15 protein-coding genes and 1 riboswitch are annotated in these 16,559 nt (G+C 73.0%); of the genes, 4 read left to right on the top strand and 11 right to left on the bottom strand.

Annotated elements, in window-relative coordinates:
• The 10 genes from ABD973_RS27200 to ribD form a co-directional block, all read right to left on the bottom strand.
• Window positions 1-1,041 (bottom strand): hemolysin family protein, encoded by a 1,041-nt coding sequence (locus ABD973_RS27200; RefSeq protein WP_125604577.1) that lies wholly within the window; start codon window positions 1,039-1,041, stop codon window positions 1-3.
• The gene (locus ABD973_RS27195; RefSeq protein ID WP_345502586.1) at window positions 1,038-2,405 is read right to left on the bottom strand and encodes a hemolysin family protein; all 1,368 of its coding nucleotides are present in this window, start codon (window positions 2,403-2,405) and stop codon (window positions 1,038-1,040) included. The genes ABD973_RS27200 and ABD973_RS27195 overlap by 4 nt, the downstream gene beginning before the upstream one ends.
• Window positions 2,406-2,605: 200 nt before the next feature.
• Window positions 2,606-3,070 (bottom strand): PH domain-containing protein, encoded by a 465-nt coding sequence (locus tag ABD973_RS27190; protein WP_125820469.1) that lies wholly within the window; start codon window positions 3,068-3,070, stop codon window positions 2,606-2,608.
• 112 nt (window positions 3,071-3,182) lie between these two features.
• Window positions 3,183-4,031 carry an ATP phosphoribosyltransferase gene (gene hisG / locus ABD973_RS27185; protein ID WP_125603397.1) on the bottom strand — a complete coding sequence of 283 codons (849 nt, stop codon included), beginning with the start codon at window positions 4,029-4,031 and terminating at the stop codon, window positions 3,183-3,185.
• Between the two features lie 81 nt (window positions 4,032-4,112).
• A complete protein-coding gene (locus tag ABD973_RS27180) occupies window positions 4,113-4,394 on the bottom strand; it encodes a phosphoribosyl-ATP diphosphatase (protein WP_125820470.1) in 282 nt (93 codons plus the stop codon).
• A 58-nt stretch (window positions 4,395-4,452) separates the two neighbouring features.
• Complete coding sequence (ribH, locus tag ABD973_RS27175; RefSeq protein WP_125603399.1) at window positions 4,453-4,938, bottom strand: 6,7-dimethyl-8-ribityllumazine synthase; 486 nt, start codon at window positions 4,936-4,938, stop codon at window positions 4,453-4,455.
• A gap of 49 nt (window positions 4,939-4,987) precedes the next feature.
• On the bottom strand, window positions 4,988-6,283 hold the full coding sequence (locus tag ABD973_RS27170) for a bifunctional 3,4-dihydroxy-2-butanone-4-phosphate synthase/GTP cyclohydrolase II (RefSeq protein WP_125820471.1): 1,296 nt from the start codon (window positions 6,281-6,283) through the stop codon (window positions 4,988-4,990).
• Complete coding sequence (locus ABD973_RS27165; protein ID WP_125820472.1) at window positions 6,280-6,933, bottom strand: nicotinamide mononucleotide transporter family protein; 654 nt, start codon at window positions 6,931-6,933, stop codon at window positions 6,280-6,282. The genes ABD973_RS27170 and ABD973_RS27165 overlap by 4 nt, the downstream gene beginning before the upstream one ends.
• Window positions 6,930-7,553: a riboflavin synthase gene (locus ABD973_RS27160; RefSeq protein WP_125603402.1), complete on the bottom strand. Its 624-nt coding sequence runs from the start codon at window positions 7,551-7,553 to the stop codon at window positions 6,930-6,932. The genes ABD973_RS27165 and ABD973_RS27160 overlap by 4 nt, the downstream gene beginning before the upstream one ends.
• A complete protein-coding gene (ribD, locus tag ABD973_RS27155) occupies window positions 7,554-8,684 on the bottom strand; it encodes a bifunctional diaminohydroxyphosphoribosylaminopyrimidine deaminase/5-amino-6-(5-phosphoribosylamino)uracil reductase RibD (RefSeq protein WP_386382221.1) in 1,131 nt (376 codons plus the stop codon). It abuts the gene before it with no gap.
• 149 nt (window positions 8,685-8,833) lie between these two features.
• Window positions 8,834-8,963, bottom strand: a riboswitch (FMN riboswitch).
• A 300-nt stretch (window positions 8,964-9,263) separates the two neighbouring features.
• On the opposite strand from ribD, the gene ABD973_RS27150 reads away from it, so the two are divergent.
• Both ABD973_RS27150 and ABD973_RS27145 read left to right on the top strand, forming a co-directional pair.
• Window positions 9,264-11,609, top strand: a complete 2,346-nt coding sequence (locus ABD973_RS27150) for a chitinase C-terminal domain-containing protein (RefSeq protein ID WP_345502579.1) — start codon at window positions 9,264-9,266, stop codon at window positions 11,607-11,609.
• A gap of 152 nt (window positions 11,610-11,761) precedes the next feature.
• The gene (locus ABD973_RS27145) at window positions 11,762-12,499 is read left to right on the top strand and encodes an SDR family oxidoreductase (protein ID WP_125820475.1); all 738 of its coding nucleotides are present in this window, start codon (window positions 11,762-11,764) and stop codon (window positions 12,497-12,499) included.
• Window positions 12,500-12,532: 33 nt separating this feature from the next.
• On the opposite strand, the gene ABD973_RS27140 is transcribed toward ABD973_RS27145, so the two are convergent.
• On the bottom strand, window positions 12,533-13,693 hold the full coding sequence (locus tag ABD973_RS27140) for an ROK family transcriptional regulator (protein WP_386382218.1): 1,161 nt from the start codon (window positions 13,691-13,693) through the stop codon (window positions 12,533-12,535).
• A 65-nt stretch (window positions 13,694-13,758) separates the two neighbouring features.
• On the opposite strand from ABD973_RS27140, the gene ABD973_RS27135 reads away from it, so the two are divergent.
• Both ABD973_RS27135 and ABD973_RS27130 read left to right on the top strand, forming a co-directional pair.
• Complete coding sequence (locus ABD973_RS27135) at window positions 13,759-14,973, top strand: MFS transporter (protein WP_125820477.1); 1,215 nt, start codon at window positions 13,759-13,761, stop codon at window positions 14,971-14,973.
• Window positions 14,974-15,088: 115 nt separating this feature from the next.
• A complete protein-coding gene (locus ABD973_RS27130; RefSeq protein ID WP_125820478.1) occupies window positions 15,089-16,501 on the top strand; it encodes a uracil-xanthine permease family protein in 1,413 nt (470 codons plus the stop codon).
• The last annotated feature ends 58 nt before the right edge of the window (window positions 16,502-16,559 follow it).

The raw sequence follows: 16,559 nt of genomic DNA, 5'->3' as shown, positions 1-16,559 counted from the left end.
TCAGGCGCGGGCGAAGGGCCGGTGGGCGGGGTCGCGGACCTCGCCGACCAGCATTTCGAGGACGTCCTCCAGGGCCACCAGGCCCAGGATCCGGCCCGACGGGTCGGCCACCTGGGCCAGGTGGGTGGCGTCGCGGCGCATGACGCTGAGGGCGTCGTCCAGCGGGAGGGTGGAGCACAGGGTGGTCATCCGGCGCCACACCCGCTGCGGCACCGCCCGCTCGCGGTCCTCCAGGTCCAGGACGTCCTTGACGTGGAGGTACCCCATGAAGGCCCCCGTCTCGGTGCGGACGGGGAAGCGGGAGTAGCCGGTGCGGACCGTCAGCTGCTCGATCTCGCGGGGCGTGACGGCCGGGCCCACCGTGACGAGGCGGTCCCGCCTGAGCAGGACGTCGGTGACCGGGCGGCTGCCCAGCTCCAGGGCGTCCTCCAGGCGCTCCTGCTCGACCGGTTCGAGGAGCCCGGCCTGCCGGGAGTCCTCCACCAGCCGGCCCAGCTGCGCGCTGGTGTAGACGGCCTCGACCTCGTCCTTCGGCTCGACCTTGAACAGCCGCAGGACCAGCGCCGCGCACGCGCCGAGCGCCGTGGTGACGGGGCCGCAGAGGCGGGCGAAGGCGACCAGGCCGGGGCTGAACCACAGGGAGGTCTTCTCGGGCGCGGCCATGGCGAGGTTCTTCGGGACCATCTCGCCGATGACCAGGTGCAGGAAGACCACCGCCGACAGGGCCACCACGTAGCCGAGGGGGTGGATCAGGCCCTCGGGCACGTGCAGGGCGTGGAAGACGGGCTCCAGCAGCCGGGCCACCGTGGGCTCGGCGACGGCGCCGAGGGTCAGCGAGCACATGGTGATGCCGAACTGGGCGGCGGCCATCATGCGCGGCAGGTTCTCCAGGCCGTACAGCACCTGGCGGGCCCGCTTGGAGCCGGCGGCCAGCGGCTCGATCTGGCTGCGGCGTACGGAGACGAGCGCGAACTCGGCGCCGACGAAGAAGCCGTTGGCCAGGACGAGGAGCAGGGCGAAGACGAGCTGCAGCGCGTTCACAGGGCGGCGCCTTCCAGCTCGGCGGCCGGGCGGCCGCTCGGGGGGGCCGGCACGGCCGTGAGGCGTACCAGGCGCACCCGCTCCGCGCGGTTGCGCCGGACCTGGCGGACGGACAGCTTCCAGCCGGGCAGCTCGGCCCGGTCCCCGGGTGAGGGGATCCGGCCGAGGAGGTCGGCCACGAGCCCGGCGACGGTCTCGTAGGGCCCCTCGGGCACGTCGAGGCCTATCCGGCGCAGGGTCTGCACGCGGCAGCTGCCGTCGGCCTCCCAGGAGGGGCGGCCGTCCTCGCCGGGTACGGCGGCCAGTTCGGGGCTGTCGTCCTCGGCGAGGTCGTGCTCGTCGCGGACCTCTCCGACGAGTTCCTCCACGATGTCCTCCAGGGTGACCACGCCGGCGGTGCCGCCGTACTCGTCGACGACCACGGCCATGGGCTGTTCGCTGCGCAGCCGCTCCAGCAGCGGCTGGACCGGCAGGGAGCCGGGGACCAGCAGCGGGGCGACGCAGATCCGGGCGACGGAGGTGCGGGCGCGTTCGGACTCGGGCACGGCGAGGGCGTCCTTGAGGTGGACGACGCCGGTGACCTCGTCGATGCGCTCGCGGTAGACCGGGAAGCGGGACAGGCCGGTGGCGCGGGTCAGGTTCAGCACGTCGGCCGCGGTGGCCGTGTCCTGGAGGGCGCTGACCTTCACGCGGGGGGTCATGACGTGCTGGGCGGTGAGCTCGCCCAGCGACAGGGTCCGTACGAAGAGGTCGGCGGTGTCCTGCTCGAGGGCACCGGCCTGGGCCGAATGGCGGACCAGGGAGACCAGCTCGCCGGGGGTGCGGGCGGAGGCCATCTCCTCGGCGGGCTCCACTCCGAGCGCCCGCACGAGGCGGTTGGCGACGGAGTTGAGGCCGGCGATGACGGGCCGGAAGGCCCGGGAGAAGACCTGCTGCGGGCCGGCCACGAAGCGGGCCACCTGGAGCGGCCGGGAGACCGCCCAGTTCTTCGGGACGAGCTCGCCGACGACCATCTGCACGGCGGAGGCGAGCAGCATGCCGGTGAAGACGGCGATGCCGGAGACGGCTCCGGCGGGCAGGCCGGTGGCGGCGAGCGGCCCGGACAGCAGGGCGGCGAGCGCCGGTTCGGCGAGCATGCCGACGACGAGTGAGGTGATGGTGATGCCGAGCTGGGTGCCGGAGAGCTGGAAGGACAGCTCCCGCAGGGCTTCGACGACCGTGCGGGCACGGCGGTCGCCCTCGGCTGCGGCGCGCTCGGCCTCGGGCTTCTCGACGGTGACGAGGCCGAACTCGGCCGCCACGAAGAAACCGTTGGCGAGGATCAGTGCGAAGGCCGCCACGAGCAGCAGTAGCGGGATGGTCATGCCGCCGCCTCCGTGGGGAGGGCGGCGCGGGTACTACCGGACGATCCGTCCATTGCTGGAGGGAGTCACTCCTCTGGTCGTAGGGTGCCCACGGGCCACGGGGTCCCGGGGCGGTGGGAGGGCACACGGGTGCGCCCCGCCACCAGGGTAGTCATTGAGATCGCCGCCGCAATGGGACGCAGCGACGAGGCCCGGCCGGGTCAGTGGTCGTTTGTGCCGGTTCCGTGGGTTTCGGCGAGGGCGCGCAGGGCGCGGGCGTCGCCGATGGCCCGGGCCTTGGCCACGCCGGGCTGGATGCCGAGGACGGGAAGACTGGTGCCGTCGTTGAGGTCGAGGAAGACCCACGGGTCGCCGGGGCGGAGGTTGACGCGGAGGATCTGCGCCCACTCCAGGCGGCGGGTGGTGGTGAGGTTCACCACGGTGACGCCGTTCTCGTCCGCGACCACCTTGGGGCGGCTGAGCAGGACGAGGACGGAGGCCATCAGGGCGGCGGTGAAGACGAAGCTGACCCGCTCGCCGGGGCCGAGGTTCTCCAGGAGCAGCCCGATCGCCGTGATGGTGGCGAACATGACGGTCCCGACGCTGAGCAGCACCGCCCGGGTGCGGTTCGGCCGGAAGGTGACCGGCAGGGCGGGCGGGGCGGGGCGGGCGGCGGACTCGCTCATGGTGCGCTGGGCCTTCTGGGGTGACGTACGGGAGGACGGCGCGGGGTGGTGCGCCGTACGGGGGCGTGGGGGCGGGAGGGTCCGGGTGCGGACCCTCCCGTCCGGAGCCGCCCTAGAGGCGGCAGGCGTGGATCGAGGTGGTGAGGATCGCGCGCGCGCCGAGTTCGTACAGGTCGTCCATGATCCGCTGGGCCTCCTTGGCGGGGACCATCGCGCGGACCGCGACCCAGCCCTCGTTGTGGAGCGGGGAGATCGTCGGGGACTCCAGGCCCGGGGTGAGGGCGACGGCGCGCTCCAGGTGCTCGGCGCGGCAGTCGTAGTCCATCATCACGTAGCTGCGGGCCACCAGGACGCCCTGGAGGCGGCGCAGGAACTGCGCGACCTTGGGGTCCTCGACGCCGGCGCCGGTGCGGCGGATGACGGTCGCCTCGGACTGGAGGATCGGCTCGCCGATCACCTCCAGGCCGGCGTTGCGCAGGCTGGTGCCGGTCTCGACGACGTCGGCGATGACCTGCGCGACGCCGAGCTCGATGGCGGTCTCGACGGCGCCGTCCAGGTGGACGACGGAGGCGTCGATGCCCTGGTCGGCGAGGTGCTTGGCGACGATCCCCTCGTACGAGGTGGCGATCGTCATCCCGCCGAAGTCCTCGGGGCCCTTCGCGGTGCCGGGCTTGGTGGCGTAGCGGAAGGTGGACCGGCCGAAGTTCAGCGGCAGGATCTCCTCGGCGTTGGCGCCGGAGTCGAGCAGGAGGTCGCGGCCGGTGATGCCGATGTCCAGCTTGCCCGAGGCGACGTAGATCGCGATGTCCTTCGGGCGGAGGTAGAAGAACTCGACCTCGTTGTCGGGGTCGACCGTGACGAGTTCCTTGGACTCCTTGCGCTGGCGGTAGCCGGCCTCATGGAGCATCGCCGACGCCGGTCCGGAGAGTGAACCCTTGTTGGGGACGGCGATGCGCAGCATGGGCTTCCTTTGGTGCGTGGGTGCGAAGGGTGTGGGCGGGGCGGGGCCCCGGTACTGCGGGCTCCGGTACGGGGCTCCGGCCTAGAGGTGCGCGTAGACGTCGTCGAGGGAGATCCCGCGCGCCACCATCATCACCTGGACGTGGTAGAGCAGCTGGGAGATCTCCTCGGCGGCGGCTTCCTTGCCCTCGTGCTCGGCGGCCATCCAGACCTCGGCGGCCTCCTCGACGATCTTCTTGCCGATGGCATGGACGCCCTTGCCGACGAGCTCGGCGGTGCGGGAGGTGCTGGGGTCGCCGTTGGCGGCCTTGTGCTGGAGCTCCGTGAAGAGCTCTTCGAAGCTCTTGGTGGGTTCGTTCGCCATGATGCCCTTAGAGTACGGGCTCACCCGGGTCCCGCGGTGCCGGGGTTCACTCCTTGGACTACCGCCAGGGTTCGCTGACGGTACGCAGCGTCATCGCGGTGGCGACGGCGGCGGTGACCGCTTCGTGCCCCTTGTCCTCGTTCGACCCCTCAAGGCCCGCGCGGTCCAGCGCCTGCTCGTCGTTGTCGCAGGTCAGGACGCCGAAGCCGACAGGGACTCCGGTGTCGATCGACACCTGTACGAGGCCCTGGGTGACGCCCTGGCAGACGTAGTCGAAGTGCGGGGTGCCGCCTCGGATGACCACGCCGAGGGCGACGACGGCGTCGTAGCCGCGGCCGGCCAGGACCTTGGCGACGACCGGGAGTTCGAAGCTGCCGGGGACGCGGAGCAGGGTGGGCTCGTCGATCCCCAGCTCGTGCAGGGCGCGCAGGGCGCCGTCGACCAGACCGTCCATGACCTTCTCGTGCCACTGGGCCGCGACCACGGCCACCCGGAGGTCTCCGCAGTTCTTCACGCTCAGTTCGGGTGCGCCCTTGCCGCTCACAGCTCTGCTCCTCGGTGTTTCGGTTCGTGTGGGTCTGGTTGGTCGGTGGTTACTGGTTGCCGCAGGCGGAGGTCGGTACGGCACCCTCCAGCCAGGGCAGGTCGTGGCCCATCCGGTCCCGCTTGGTGCGCAGGTACCGCAGGTTGTGCTCGCCGGCCTCGACGGGCATGGGTTCCCGGCCGGCGACGGCGATGCCGTGGCGGACGAGGGCGTCCGACTTGTCGGGGTTGTTGGTCAGCAGCCGGACGCTGCGGACGCCGAGGTCGGCGAGCATCTGGGCGCCGGCCCCGTAGTCGCGGGCGTCGGCGGGCAGGCCGAGTTCCAGGTTGGCGTCCAGGGTGTCGCGGCCGCGTTCCTGGAGCTCGTAGGCGCGCAGCTTGGACAGCAGTCCGATGCCGCGGCCCTCGTGCCCGCGCAGGTAGACGACCACGCCGCGGCCCTCGGTCTGGATGCGGGCCATGGCGGCCTGGAGCTGGGGGCCGCAGTCGCAGCGCTGGGACTGGAAGATGTCGCCGGTCAGGCATTCGGAGTGCATCCGGACCAGGACGTCCTCGCCGTCGCCGACCTCGCCGTGGACGAGGGCGACGTGCTCGACGCCGTCGACGGTGGAGCGGTAGCCGTACGCGGTGAAGTCGCCGGCGGCGGTCGGCAGGCTGACCTCGGCCTCGCGGCGGACGGTCGGCTCGGAGGAGCGGCGGTAGGCGATCAGGTCCTCGATGGAGATGATCGTCAGGCCGTGCTTGCGGGCGAAGGGGATCAGCTCGGGCAGCCGCAGCATGACCCCGTCCTCGCCGGCGATCTCCACGATGGCGCCGGCCGGGCGCAGGCCCGCGAGGCGGGCGAGGTCGACGGCGGCCTCGGTGTGGCCGTTGCGGACCAGGACGCCGCCGGGCTTGGCGCGCAGCGGGAAGACGTGGCCGGGGCGGACGAAGTCGCCGGCCTCCGAGGTGCCGTTGGCCAGCAGGCGCAGGGTGGTGGCGCGGTCGGCGGCGGAGATGCCGGTCGTGACGCCGTGCTCGGCGGTGGCGTCGACGGAGACGGTGAAGGCGGTCTTCATCGACTCGGTGTTGTGCTGGACCATCTGCGGGAGCTCCAGGCGCTCCAGCTCGGGGCCCTCCATCGGCGCGCAGATCAGGCCCCGGCACTCGCTCATCATGAACGCGACGATCTCGGGGGTGGCCTTCTCGGCGGCGATGACGAGGTCGCCCTCGTTCTCGCGGTCCTCGTCGTCGACGACGACCACGGGGCGGCCCGCGGCGATGTCGCGGATGGCCTGCTCGACGGGGTCGAGCCGGAAGGTCTCCTGGTCGGCCGCGTCCGGCACGGACTTGAGGATGGTGGTCATGCCGTTGCTCCTTCGAGAACCGTGGCGGGGGTGGTGCGCGAGCGCTGGTACCAGTCGTAGGCGCCCCACAGGACGAGCGCGAAGTAGACGACGTAGACGAGGCCGGAGAAGGCCAGGCCGCTGTTGAAGGCGAGGGGGACGCCGACGAGGTCGACGAGGAGCCAGGCGAACCAGAACTCGACCAGGCCGCGGGCCTGGGCCACCATCGCCACGATCGTGCCGACGAAGATGTAGGCGTCGGCCCACGGGCTCCACGACAGGTTCGGGAAGAGGGTGAACAGGCCGCCCACGGCGAGGGTGCCGGCGGCGGCTCCGGCGAGGAGCAGTCCGCGCTCCTTCCAGGTGGCGGTGCGGACGGCGATGGAGCCGTCCTGCGCCTTCCGGCGGCCGAGCTGCCAGGCGCGCCAGCCCCAGACGGCGACCGAGATCACCAGGAGCTGCTTGCCGACGCCGCCCGCGAGGTGGGCGGAGGCGTAGGCGGCGACCAGGATCAGGCCGGAGAGGAGCTGGGCGGGCCAGGTCCATATGGAGCGGCGCCAGCCGAGGGCGAGGGCGGCCAGGCCCATCAGGTTGCCGATCATGTCGGACCAGATGACCTTCTGCCCGAAGACCTCGAAGGCCTGGGTGTTGAGCCAGGTCAGGGCGGTCACTGCGCCGTCTCCTTCGCGTGGAGGGGGTTCACGCCGGCGGCCAGCAGGCGCTCGACGTACTTCGCGAGGACGTCGACCTCGAGGTTGACCGGGTCGCCGCTCTGCTTGAGGCCGAGGGTGGTCAGCGCGAGGGTGGTGGGGATGAGGCTGATGGTGAAGTAGTCGGCGGCGGCCTCGACCACGGTGAGGCTGACGCCGTCCACAGTGATAGAGCCCTTCTCTACGACGTACCTTGCGAGGTTCTCCGGCAGGGAGACCTTGACGATCTCCCAGTGCTCCGAGGGGGTGCGGGAGATGATCCGGCCGGTGCCGTCGACGTGTCCCTGGACGAGGTGGCCGCCGAGCCGTCCGCCGAGCGCCATGGGGCGCTCCAGGTTGACGCGGGAGCCGGCGGCGAGGGCGCCGAGGCTGGAGCGGTTGAGGGTCTCCTGCATGACGTCGGCGGTGAACTCGCCGTCCTCGGTCTCGACGACGGTCAGGCAGACGCCGTTGACGGCGATCGAGTCTCCGTGCTTGGCGCCCTCGGTGACGACGGGGCCGCGCAGGCGGAAGCGGGAGGCCTCGGCGAGCTGCTCGACGGCGGTGACCTCGCCCAGTTCTTCGACGATTCCGGTGAACACTCAGTGCTCCTTGGGGGCGTTGGCGGGAACGGCGGTGATGCGCAGATCGGGTCCGGTGCGGACGGCCTCGGTGATCTCGAGGCGTACCGCGCCGGCGATGTTGGTGATGCCGGCGCCGGCGAGGGCGGCGGGGCCGGCGCCGAGGAGGGCCGGGGCGATGTAGCCGACGACACGGTCGACGGCGCCGGCCTCGAGGAGGGCTCCGGCGAGGGTGGGTCCGCCTTCGAGGAGGACGGAGCGCACGCCGCGCCCGTACAGCTCGGCGAGGAGGAGGTCGAGGGGGAGGCGGCCGTCGCGCAGCGGCAGCCGCAGCACGTCGGTGCCGGGCAGGTGCGCGGTGTCGGCGTCCTCGCCGGTGACGATCAGGGTGGGGGCGGCGTCGTCGAGGATGCGGGCGGTCGCCGGGAGGCCGGCGCGGGTGTCGAGGGCGACGCGCAGCGGCTGGACGGCTCCGTCGACGCCGCGGACGGCGAGGTGGGGGTCGTCGGCGCGCAGGGTGCCGCCGCCCACGAGGACCGCGTCGGCCTCGGCGCGCAGCCGGTGGACGTCGGCGCGGGACTCGGGGGAGGTGATCCAGCGGCTGCTGCCGTCCTCCGCGGCGCTGCGGCCGTCGAGGGTGGCGGCGTACTTCCAGGTGACGTGGGGACGGCCGAGGCGTACGGAGGTCAGCCAGGCGGTGTTGCCCTGTTCGGCCTCGTCGGCCAGCAGGCCGGCCTCGGTGGCGATCCCGGCGGCGCGCAGGGTGGCTCCGCCGCCGCTGGCCTGCGGGTTCGGGTCGGAGACGGCGTAGACCACTCGGGCGATGCCGGCGTCGGCGAGGGCCTGGGCGCAGGGGCCGGTGCGGCCGGTGTGGTTGCAGGGTTCGAGGGTGACGTAGGCGGTGCCGCCGCGGGCGGCGTCCCCCGCCGCGCGCAGGGCGTGGACCTCGGCGTGCGGGCCGCCGGCCCGCTCGTGCCAGCCTTCGCCGACGACGGCGCCCGCGGGGTCGGTGATGACGCAGCCGACGACGGGGTTGGGGCTGGTGGAGCCGAGTCCGCGGGAGGCCAGCTCGATGGCCCGGCGCATCGCGGTGATGCTCGGGTCGGGTGCTGCCTGCGCGGCGTGTGTCGCCACCGGGTCCTCCTGCCTCATCGGGCACGGACTCCGGGGCCTGTCGGGATACGACAGATGAAGCGGGTAGCGCACGCGGGGACGCCGGGCCGGGAACACGGTCCTCGGGACGCGTATCCGCTGGGATACGCCGATGGACCGCCGACGGCGGCGTACCGGTGACTGGCCCGCCGCGCACTGCCTCCCATCCGGACTTTAACCGTCGGTCCAGGAATTTCACCTGGTCAACCGGCCGCTGGATGCGGACGGGTCGCGGACTATACCGCCGGTTCGGAATTACACCGACCCCGGAGTGCGCTGCTACTGGTACTAGGGCCAGTGTGCCACGGGCGGTCGGGGGCCATGCGGGTGAGGTGCTGTGGCCTGGCTCACAGGAGGGCCATTCTCGAGCGCCCCTATGGCGCCGGCGGTGCCCCGGCCTCCCCCCGCCCCGCTTTGGTCCAGACCTATTGACGGGTTGGTCTAGTCCTCTTAACGTTCCCTTCATCTTCCCCGGGAGCCGGCCTGTCGACGTGCGCACGTCACGGGCCAACCAGCGCCACTTTCCTGCCTGTTGCCGCACGTTGGCCCCCTGCCATCCTCCCCTCCCCAGGAGGCACCATGCTGTCCCCCACACGTACGAGAGCGATGCTCCTGGCATCCGGCGCCGCGATAGCCGGACTGCTGGTCGGCGGGCTCTCGGCCGGCGTGTCCCACGCCGCGGACAACGAGAGCTGTCGCCCGGACGGGCTCTACAAGACCGCCGGCGTCGACGTCCCGTACTGCTCGGTCTACGACGCCGAAGGCCGCGAGAAGATGGGCGCCGACCACCAGCGGCGCGTCATCGGCTACTTCACCGGCTGGCGCACCGGCAAGGACGGCACGCCCGCCTACCTCGCCAGCAACATCCCGTGGTCCAAGGTCACCCACCTGAACTACGCCTTCGCCCACGTCGGCGCCGACAACAGGATCTCCGTCGGGGCGGACAACGCGAACAACGCCGCCACCGGGATGACCTGGCCCGGCGTCGCGGGGGCCGAGATGGACCCGGCCCTCCCGTACAAGGGCCACTTCAACCTGCTGAACAAGTTCAAGAAGCAGTACCCGAACGTGAAGACCCTGGTCTCGGTCGGCGGCTGGGCCGAGACCGGCGGTTACTTCGGCGACGACGGCAACCGGGTCGCCTCCGGCGGCTTCTACTCGATGGCCACCAACGCCGACGGTTCGGTCAACCAGGCGGGCATCGACACCTTCGCGGACTCCTCGGTGGAGTTCGTCCGCAAGTACGGGTTCAACGGCGTCGACATCGACTACGAGTACCCGACCACCATGAAGGACGCGGGCAACCCGCTGGACTGGCAGCTGTCGAACGCCCGCCGGGCCGGCCTGGTCAAGGGCTACGACGTCCTCATGAAGACGCTGCGCGAGAAGCTCGACCGCGCGGGCGCCGCCGACGGCAAGCACTACCTTCTCTCCGTCGCCGCCCCCTCCTCCGGCTACCTGCTGCGGGGCATGGAGACGTTCCAGATGCAGAAGTACCTGGACTACGTCAACATCATGTCCTACGACCTGCACGGCGCCTGGAACGAGTACGTCGGCCCCAACGCCTCCCTCTTCGACGACGGCAAGGACGCCGAACTGGCGGCCGCCGGCGTCTACGGCAGCGCGCAGTACGGCGGCGTCGGCTACCTCAACACCGACTGGGCCTACCACTACTTCCGCGGCTCGATGCCCTCGGGCCGGATCAACATCGGCCTGCCGTACTACACCCGCGGCTTCAAGAACGTGCAGGGCGGCACGGACGGCCTGTGGGGCAAGGCCCCGGCCACCAGCTGCCCGGCGGGCGCCGGTCTGACCAAGTGCGGTGACGGCGCGGTCGGCATCGACAACCTCTGGCACGACAAGGACGCCAACGGGGTCGAGTCCCCGGCGGGCTCCAACCCGATGTGGCACGCCAAGAACCTGGAGAAGGGCGTCGTCGGCGACTACGTCACCAAGTACGGCTTCCCCGCGAACACCACCCTGACCGGCGCCTACGCCCGCAAGTACGACTCCACGCTGGTGGCGCCGTGGCTGTGGAACGCGCAGAAGAAGGTCTTCCTGTCCACCGAGGACGAGCAGTCCGTCGCGGCCAAGGCCGACTACGTGGTCGACAGGGGCATCGGCGGCACCATGGTCTGGGAGCTGGCCGGCGACTACGCGTACAACGCCGCCAAGGGCCAGTACGAGGCGGGCGACACGCTCACCTCCCTGATGTACGACAAGTTCAAGGCCGCCGCCCCGTACGGCGCGAAGAAGGCGGGCGCCACCGTGCCGCCGGCGTCGGCCGTGGACATCAGGACGGAGTTCACCGAGTTCAAGCTGGGCGACTCCAACTACCCGATCACCCCGAAGCTCAAGATCACCAACAACACGAAGAGCACGCTGCCCGGCGGCACCGAGTTCCAGTTCGACTACGGCACCTCGGCGCCGGCCAATGCCTCGGACCAGTCCGGTTTCGGTACGAAGGTGATCGCCACCGGCCACACCGGCAACAACGTCGGCGGCCTGAAGGGCGACTTCCAGCGGGTCTCCCTGAAGCTCCCGGCCTGGCAGACGCTGGCCCCGGGCGCCTCCGTCGACCTGGCGTTCAACTACTACCTGCCGGTGTCCACGCCCTCCAACTGGACGGTGAACATCTCCGGCACCACCTACGCCCTCGCCGGCGACCTGGCGCGCGGCACCACCACCGGCGAGCCGGGCGGCGGCAGCACCCCGCCGACCACCCCGCCCACCACTCCCCCGACGACCCCGCCGACCACCCCCGGGACCTGCACCTCCCCGGCGTACGTCGCGGGCACGGTCTACAACTCCGGGAACGTGGTCTCGCACAAGGGCCACACCTGGAAGGCCCAGTGGTGGACGCAGAACGAGGAGCCCGGCACCACCGGCCAGTGGGGCGTCTGGAAGGACCAGGGCGCCTGCTGACCCCCTGCGGACGAGCGTGAACGAGGACCCGGTGGCCCGGCGGCCACCGGGTCCTGTCGCGTCCGGGGCCCGCCTCCGCGCGGGCTGTCACATTCCGCGGCCCCCGGCTGTCTCCTGGGAGAAGGCAGCCCCACGTGGAAGGACGACCCACCATGAGCACGATCCTCGTCACCGGCGGCACCGGGAACCTCGGGGCCCTGGTCGTCGCCCGGCTGCGCGGCCGGGGCCACGAGGTCCGGGCCCTGAGCAGGTCCTCCGCCGAGTACCCGGTCGACCTGCGCAACGGCAGCGGGCTGGACGCGGCGATGGCGGGCGCGGAGGTCGTCGTGCACTGCGCGAGCTCTCCGCGCGGCGGCGACGACGTCGCGGCCCGGCACCTGATCGCGTCGGCCCGGCGCGCCGGGACCGTCACCAACCTCGTCTACATCTCGATCGTCGGGGTGGACGTGGTGCCGCTCGGCTACTACCGGACGAAGCTGCGGGTGGAGCGGATGCTGGAGGGGTCCGGGCTCGGGGTCACCCTCCTGCGGACCACCCAGTTCCACGACCTGGTGGCCCAGGTGACGGCCGCCGCGGCGAAGCTCCCGCTGGTCCCGCTGCCCAAGGGCGTACGGGTGCAGCCCATCGCCGTCGAGGAGGTCGCGGACCGGCTGGCGGAGCTGGCCGGGCCGGCTCCGGCGGGCCGGGTCGCGGACATGGGCGGGCCCGAGATCCGCACCCTCCAGGAGTGGGGGCGGACCTACCTCGCGGCGACGGGGAGCAGGCGGAGGGTGGTCGCGCTGCCGCTCGCGGGGAAGGCGTACGCGGGCTTCCGGCGCGGCGGGAACCTGGCCCCCGCCCAGGCGGTGGGCCGGACCACCTTCGGGGAGTTCCTGGAGCGGCGGGGGTAGAAGGCGCCCGGCGGGCGCCCCGGCCTCGCGGCCTCAGCCCCCGAACAGGTCGTCCTGGGCGGCGGCCCGGGCGGCCAGGCGGGCTCCCTCCAGGACGGCCGGGCCGCCGAGCGCGGTGGCGCGGACCTCCGTCGGGACGGGGGTCAGGGCGGCCAGGCGGTCCGCGACGCGGGCGGCGAGGCCGGGGCCGCCCGCGTGGCCGAGCTCCCCGCCGAGGACCACGCAGCCCGGGTCCAGGACGGCGGCGACGGCCGCCGCCCCGAGGGAGAGCCGCTCGGCGAGGGCGTCGAGGAAGGCCTCCCCCGCCGCGCCGGCCACGGCCTGCTCCACGGGCCCGGTGAAGCCGTGCTCCGCCGCCAGGGCGGCCACCGCCGCGCTCCCGGCCAGGGAGTGGAAGCCGCCGCCGCAGTCGGTGGCGGAGGGCAGCCCTGCGGTCCCGGGGACGGGCAGGAAGCCGATCTCGCCGGCCCCGCCGGAGGCGCCCCGGCGCAGCCGCCCGTCCAGGACGACGGCGGCGCCGACGCCCGCGCCGAGCCACAGCAGCACGAAGGAGTCCAGGTCCCGCGCGGCTCCGGCGCGCTGCTCGGCGACGGCCGCCAGGTTGGTCTCGTTCTCCACGAGCACCCTGGCCGGCAGGGTCTCCTGGAGCGCGGCCACGAGCTCCCGGTGCCAGGCGGGCAGCCCGCCGGTGTCGCGCAGTCCGCCGTCCGCCGGGGCGACCAGTCCGGGCGCGCCGACGACCACGGTGTGCAGCTCCCGGGCGCCGGCCTCCCGGGTCAGCTCCGCCAGCCGGGCCACGGCCTCGCCGACCGCGTCGACGGGCAGGGCGGCGCGGGCCAGGGGGCGGCCGAGGAGATCGGTGACCACGGCGGTCGCGCTGTCGGTCCGTACGTCCAGGGCGGCCAGGTGGGCGCGGCCCGCGACGATCCCGTAGAGACGGGCGTTGGGGCCGCGGCGCTGTTCGCCGGACTCCCCCACGACCTCGATCAGCCCGGCCGCGCCGAGCCGTTCGACGAGGTCGGCGACGGAGGGGCGGGACAGCCCGGTCAGCCGCTTGAGCTGGGGCGCCGTCAGGGGCCCCTCCTCCTGGAGGAGTTCGAGGGCGAGGCGGTCGTTGATGGCCCGGGCCGTGCTCGGCGAGGCGGGGGACGGCGCGGCCGTCGCGGCGGGGGTCAGCACCTTGGCAGGGGTCACGGCGCCCATCTTAGGGAGGCGGAAGGCTCTAACTATCAGGCAGGCTCCCTGATAGTTTACTTCCCATGACCGGGGAACCCGAACTCAGCCCGGCGCGCCTGCGCCACGCCCGCTTCGCGATCGCCGCCGTCTTCTGCGTCCACGGAGGCGTCACCGGCTCCTTCGCCACCCGCATCCCCTGGATCCAGGAGCACGCCCAGCTCGGCGCCGGCACCCTGGGCCTGGCGCTCGCCTTCCCGGCCCTCGGCGCGGCGCTCGCGATGCCGCTGGCCGGGCGGATCAACCACCGCTTCGGCGCCCGCACCGCCCTGCGCGGGCTGCTTTCCCTGTGGACCCTGTCGCTGGTCCTGCCGGGCCTGGCCCCGAACCTGTGGACCCTGTGCGGGGCGCTCTTCGTCTACGGGGCCACCGCCGGGATGTCGGACGTGGCGATGAACGCCCTCGGCGTGGAGACGGAGAACCGGCTGGGCCGGTCGGTCATGTCCTCGCTGCACGGCATGTGGAGCGTCGGGGCGCTGCTCGGTTCGGCCGCCGGTACGGTCGCCGCGCACGCGGGGGCCGACGCCCGGCTGCACCACCTGGTCGCCGCGCTGGCCCTGACCGCCGCCGGGCTGGTCGCCGTACGCGGGGTGCTGGACCTGCGCGCCGCCCGCGAGGAGGAGGCCCCGCCGCGCTTCGCCCGGCCGCCGAGGGCGGCCCTGCTGATCGGCGGGGTGGGCTTCTGCGCGGTCTTCGCGGAGGGGGCGAGCCTGGACTGGTCGGCGGTGTACCTGCGGGACGTGCTGGGCTCGGCGGCCGGGCCGGCCGCGGCCTCCACCACCGCGTTCGCGCTGACCATGGCGCTGGCCCGGCTGGCCGGGGACCGGGTGGTGGACCGGTTCGGGGCGGTGCGGACCGTGCGGGCGGGCGGGGTGCTGGCCGTCGCGGGCGGGCTGCTGGTGGTCGGCGTCCGGGAGCCGGCGGCGGCCATGGCGGGCTTCGGGCTGATCGGGCTCGGCATCGCGGTGGTGGTGCCGCTCGCGTTCGCGGCGGCGGCGCGCAGCGGGCCGGCTCCGGCGCAGGCCATCGCCGGGGTCGCGACGATCACGTACACCTCGGGGCTGGTCGCGCCGTCGGCGATCGGGGCGGTGGCGGACGCCAGCTCGCTGGTGGTGTCGTTCGGGCTGGTGACCCTGCTGGCGTGCGCGCTGACCTTGGGGGCGGGGATGCTGCGGACCGGGCGGGCGCCGGGCGGGGCCACTCCCGCCAATCGGGACGAACCAGCACCTATCCGGCCGTAATATATCCGCTGGCCCGCTGCGGTGATCCCTTGCCGATCTCCTCGGTGATCTTCCTGGTGATCTACCGGCAGGGGCCAGGATCCTTGATCGGCCGACGGAACGGAAGTGGTGGGACATGGGCTTCGGCGTGCGCTGGACCCTGCACGGAGACGGGCGGACGCCCGCTCCCGGCGCGGTGGTGCGGCCCGAGGAGCGGCTGTCGTGGCCGCGCACCGCCGGACTCGGCGCCCAGCACGTCGTGGCGATGTTCGGCGCCAGCTTCGTCGCCCCGGTCCTCATGGGCCTGGACCCGAACCTGGCGATCATGATGTCGGGCATCGCGACGGTGATCTTCCTCCTCGCGACGCGCGGGCGGGTCCCCTCCTACCTGGGCTGCTCCCTCTCCTTCGTGGGCGTCGCGGCGGCGATCCGGGCGGGCGGCGGGGACAGCGCGGTGGTCACGGGCGCGGTCTTCACCGTGGGCGCGGCGCTCTTCCTCGCGGGTCTGGCCGTCCAGCGGTTCGGGGCGCGGATCATCCACGCGGCGATGCCGCCGGTGGTGACGGGCGCGGTCGTGATGCTGATCGGCTTCAACCTGGCGCCGGTCACGGCCTCGACGTACTGGCCCCAGGACCAGTGGACGGCCCTGCTGACCATGCTGTTCACCGGGCTCGCGGTGGTGTGCCTGCGCGGGTTCTGGTCGCGCATCGCGATCTTCCTGGGCCTGGTGTTCGGGTACGCGGTCTCCTGGGTCTTCGACCTGGTCTTCGGCAAGATCCACTCCACGGTGGGCGGGCCCGAGGCCGTGGACCACTGGCGGCTGGACCTCTCCGGCGTGGGCGAGGCCGACTGGATCGGGCTGCCGTCCTTCCACGCGCCGTCCTTCGAGTGGTCGGCCATCCTGATCGCGCTGCCGGTGGTGATCGCGCTGATCGCCGAGAACGCCGGACACATCAAGGCCGTCGGCGAGATGACCGGCGACCCGCTCGACGACAAGCTCGGCACCGCCATCGCCGCCGACGGCGCGGCGTCCATGCTGTCCACCGCCGTCGGCGGCCCGCCGAACACCACGTACTCCGAGAACATCGGCGTCATGGCCGCCACCCGCGTCTACTCCACGGCGGCCTACTGGGCCGCGGCCGGCTTCGCCCTGCTCTTCGGCCTGTGCCCCAAGTTCGGCGCGGTCGTGGCCGCGATCCCCGGCGGCGTGCTGGGCGGCATCACGGTGATCCTGTACGGCATGATCGGCCTGCTCGGCGCGCAGATCTGGCTGAACGGCCGGGTGGACCTGCGCAACCCGCTGAACCTGGTGCCGGCCGCGGCGGGCATCATCATCGGCGTCGGCGGGGTCAAGCTGCACTTCACCGACAGCTTCGAGCTGGGCGGGATCGCACTCGGCACGATCGTGGTGATCACCGGCTACCACGCGCTGCGCTACTTCGCCCCCGCGCACCTGAAGGAGCAGGAGCCGCTGCTGGACTCCGGCACGTCGGACTACGACGCGGACGCCGACGCGGACACCGACGCCGGGGGCGGCAAGCGGGGTTGACGCCCCTTCGCCCGAACCGGCGAAGCGCACGGCCAAGTTCCCCGCGCGGGGCGTCCGG

It is taken from the genome of Streptomyces racemochromogenes (genome assembly GCF_039535215.1).
GTDB lineage: Bacteria > Actinomycetota > Actinomycetes > Streptomycetales > Streptomycetaceae > Streptomyces > Streptomyces racemochromogenes.
This window is presented reverse-complemented; position numbering and strand designations above follow the sequence as displayed.

What these genes read in the sequence shown, in the direction of transcription:
- ABD973_RS27130 (WP_125820478.1), top strand. Translation starts at nt 15,089, where the DNA reads ATGGGCTTCGGCGTGCGCTGGACCCTGCACGGAGACGGGCGGACGCCC.
- ABD973_RS27170 (WP_125820471.1), bottom strand. Translation starts at nt 6,283, where the DNA reads ATGACCACCATCCTCAAGTCCGTGCCGGACGCGGCCGACCAGGAGACC.
- ABD973_RS27135 (WP_125820477.1), top strand. Translation starts at nt 13,759, where the DNA reads ATGACCGGGGAACCCGAACTCAGCCCGGCGCGCCTGCGCCACGCCCGC.
- hisG (WP_125603397.1), bottom strand. Translation starts at nt 4,031, where the DNA reads ATGCTGCGCATCGCCGTCCCCAACAAGGGTTCACTCTCCGGACCGGCG.
- ribD (WP_386382221.1), bottom strand. Translation starts at nt 8,684, where the DNA reads ATGAGGCAGGAGGACCCGGTGGCGACACACGCCGCGCAGGCAGCACCC.
- ABD973_RS27150 (WP_345502579.1), top strand. Translation starts at nt 9,264, where the DNA reads ATGCTGTCCCCCACACGTACGAGAGCGATGCTCCTGGCATCCGGCGCC.
- ABD973_RS27195 (WP_345502586.1), bottom strand. Translation starts at nt 2,405, where the DNA reads ATGACCATCCCGCTACTGCTGCTCGTGGCGGCCTTCGCACTGATCCTC.
- ABD973_RS27190 (WP_125820469.1), bottom strand. Translation starts at nt 3,070, where the DNA reads ATGAGCGAGTCCGCCGCCCGCCCCGCCCCGCCCGCCCTGCCGGTCACC.
- ABD973_RS27145 (WP_125820475.1), top strand. Translation starts at nt 11,762, where the DNA reads ATGAGCACGATCCTCGTCACCGGCGGCACCGGGAACCTCGGGGCCCTG.
- ABD973_RS27180 (WP_125820470.1), bottom strand. Translation starts at nt 4,394, where the DNA reads ATGGCGAACGAACCCACCAAGAGCTTCGAAGAGCTCTTCACGGAGCTC.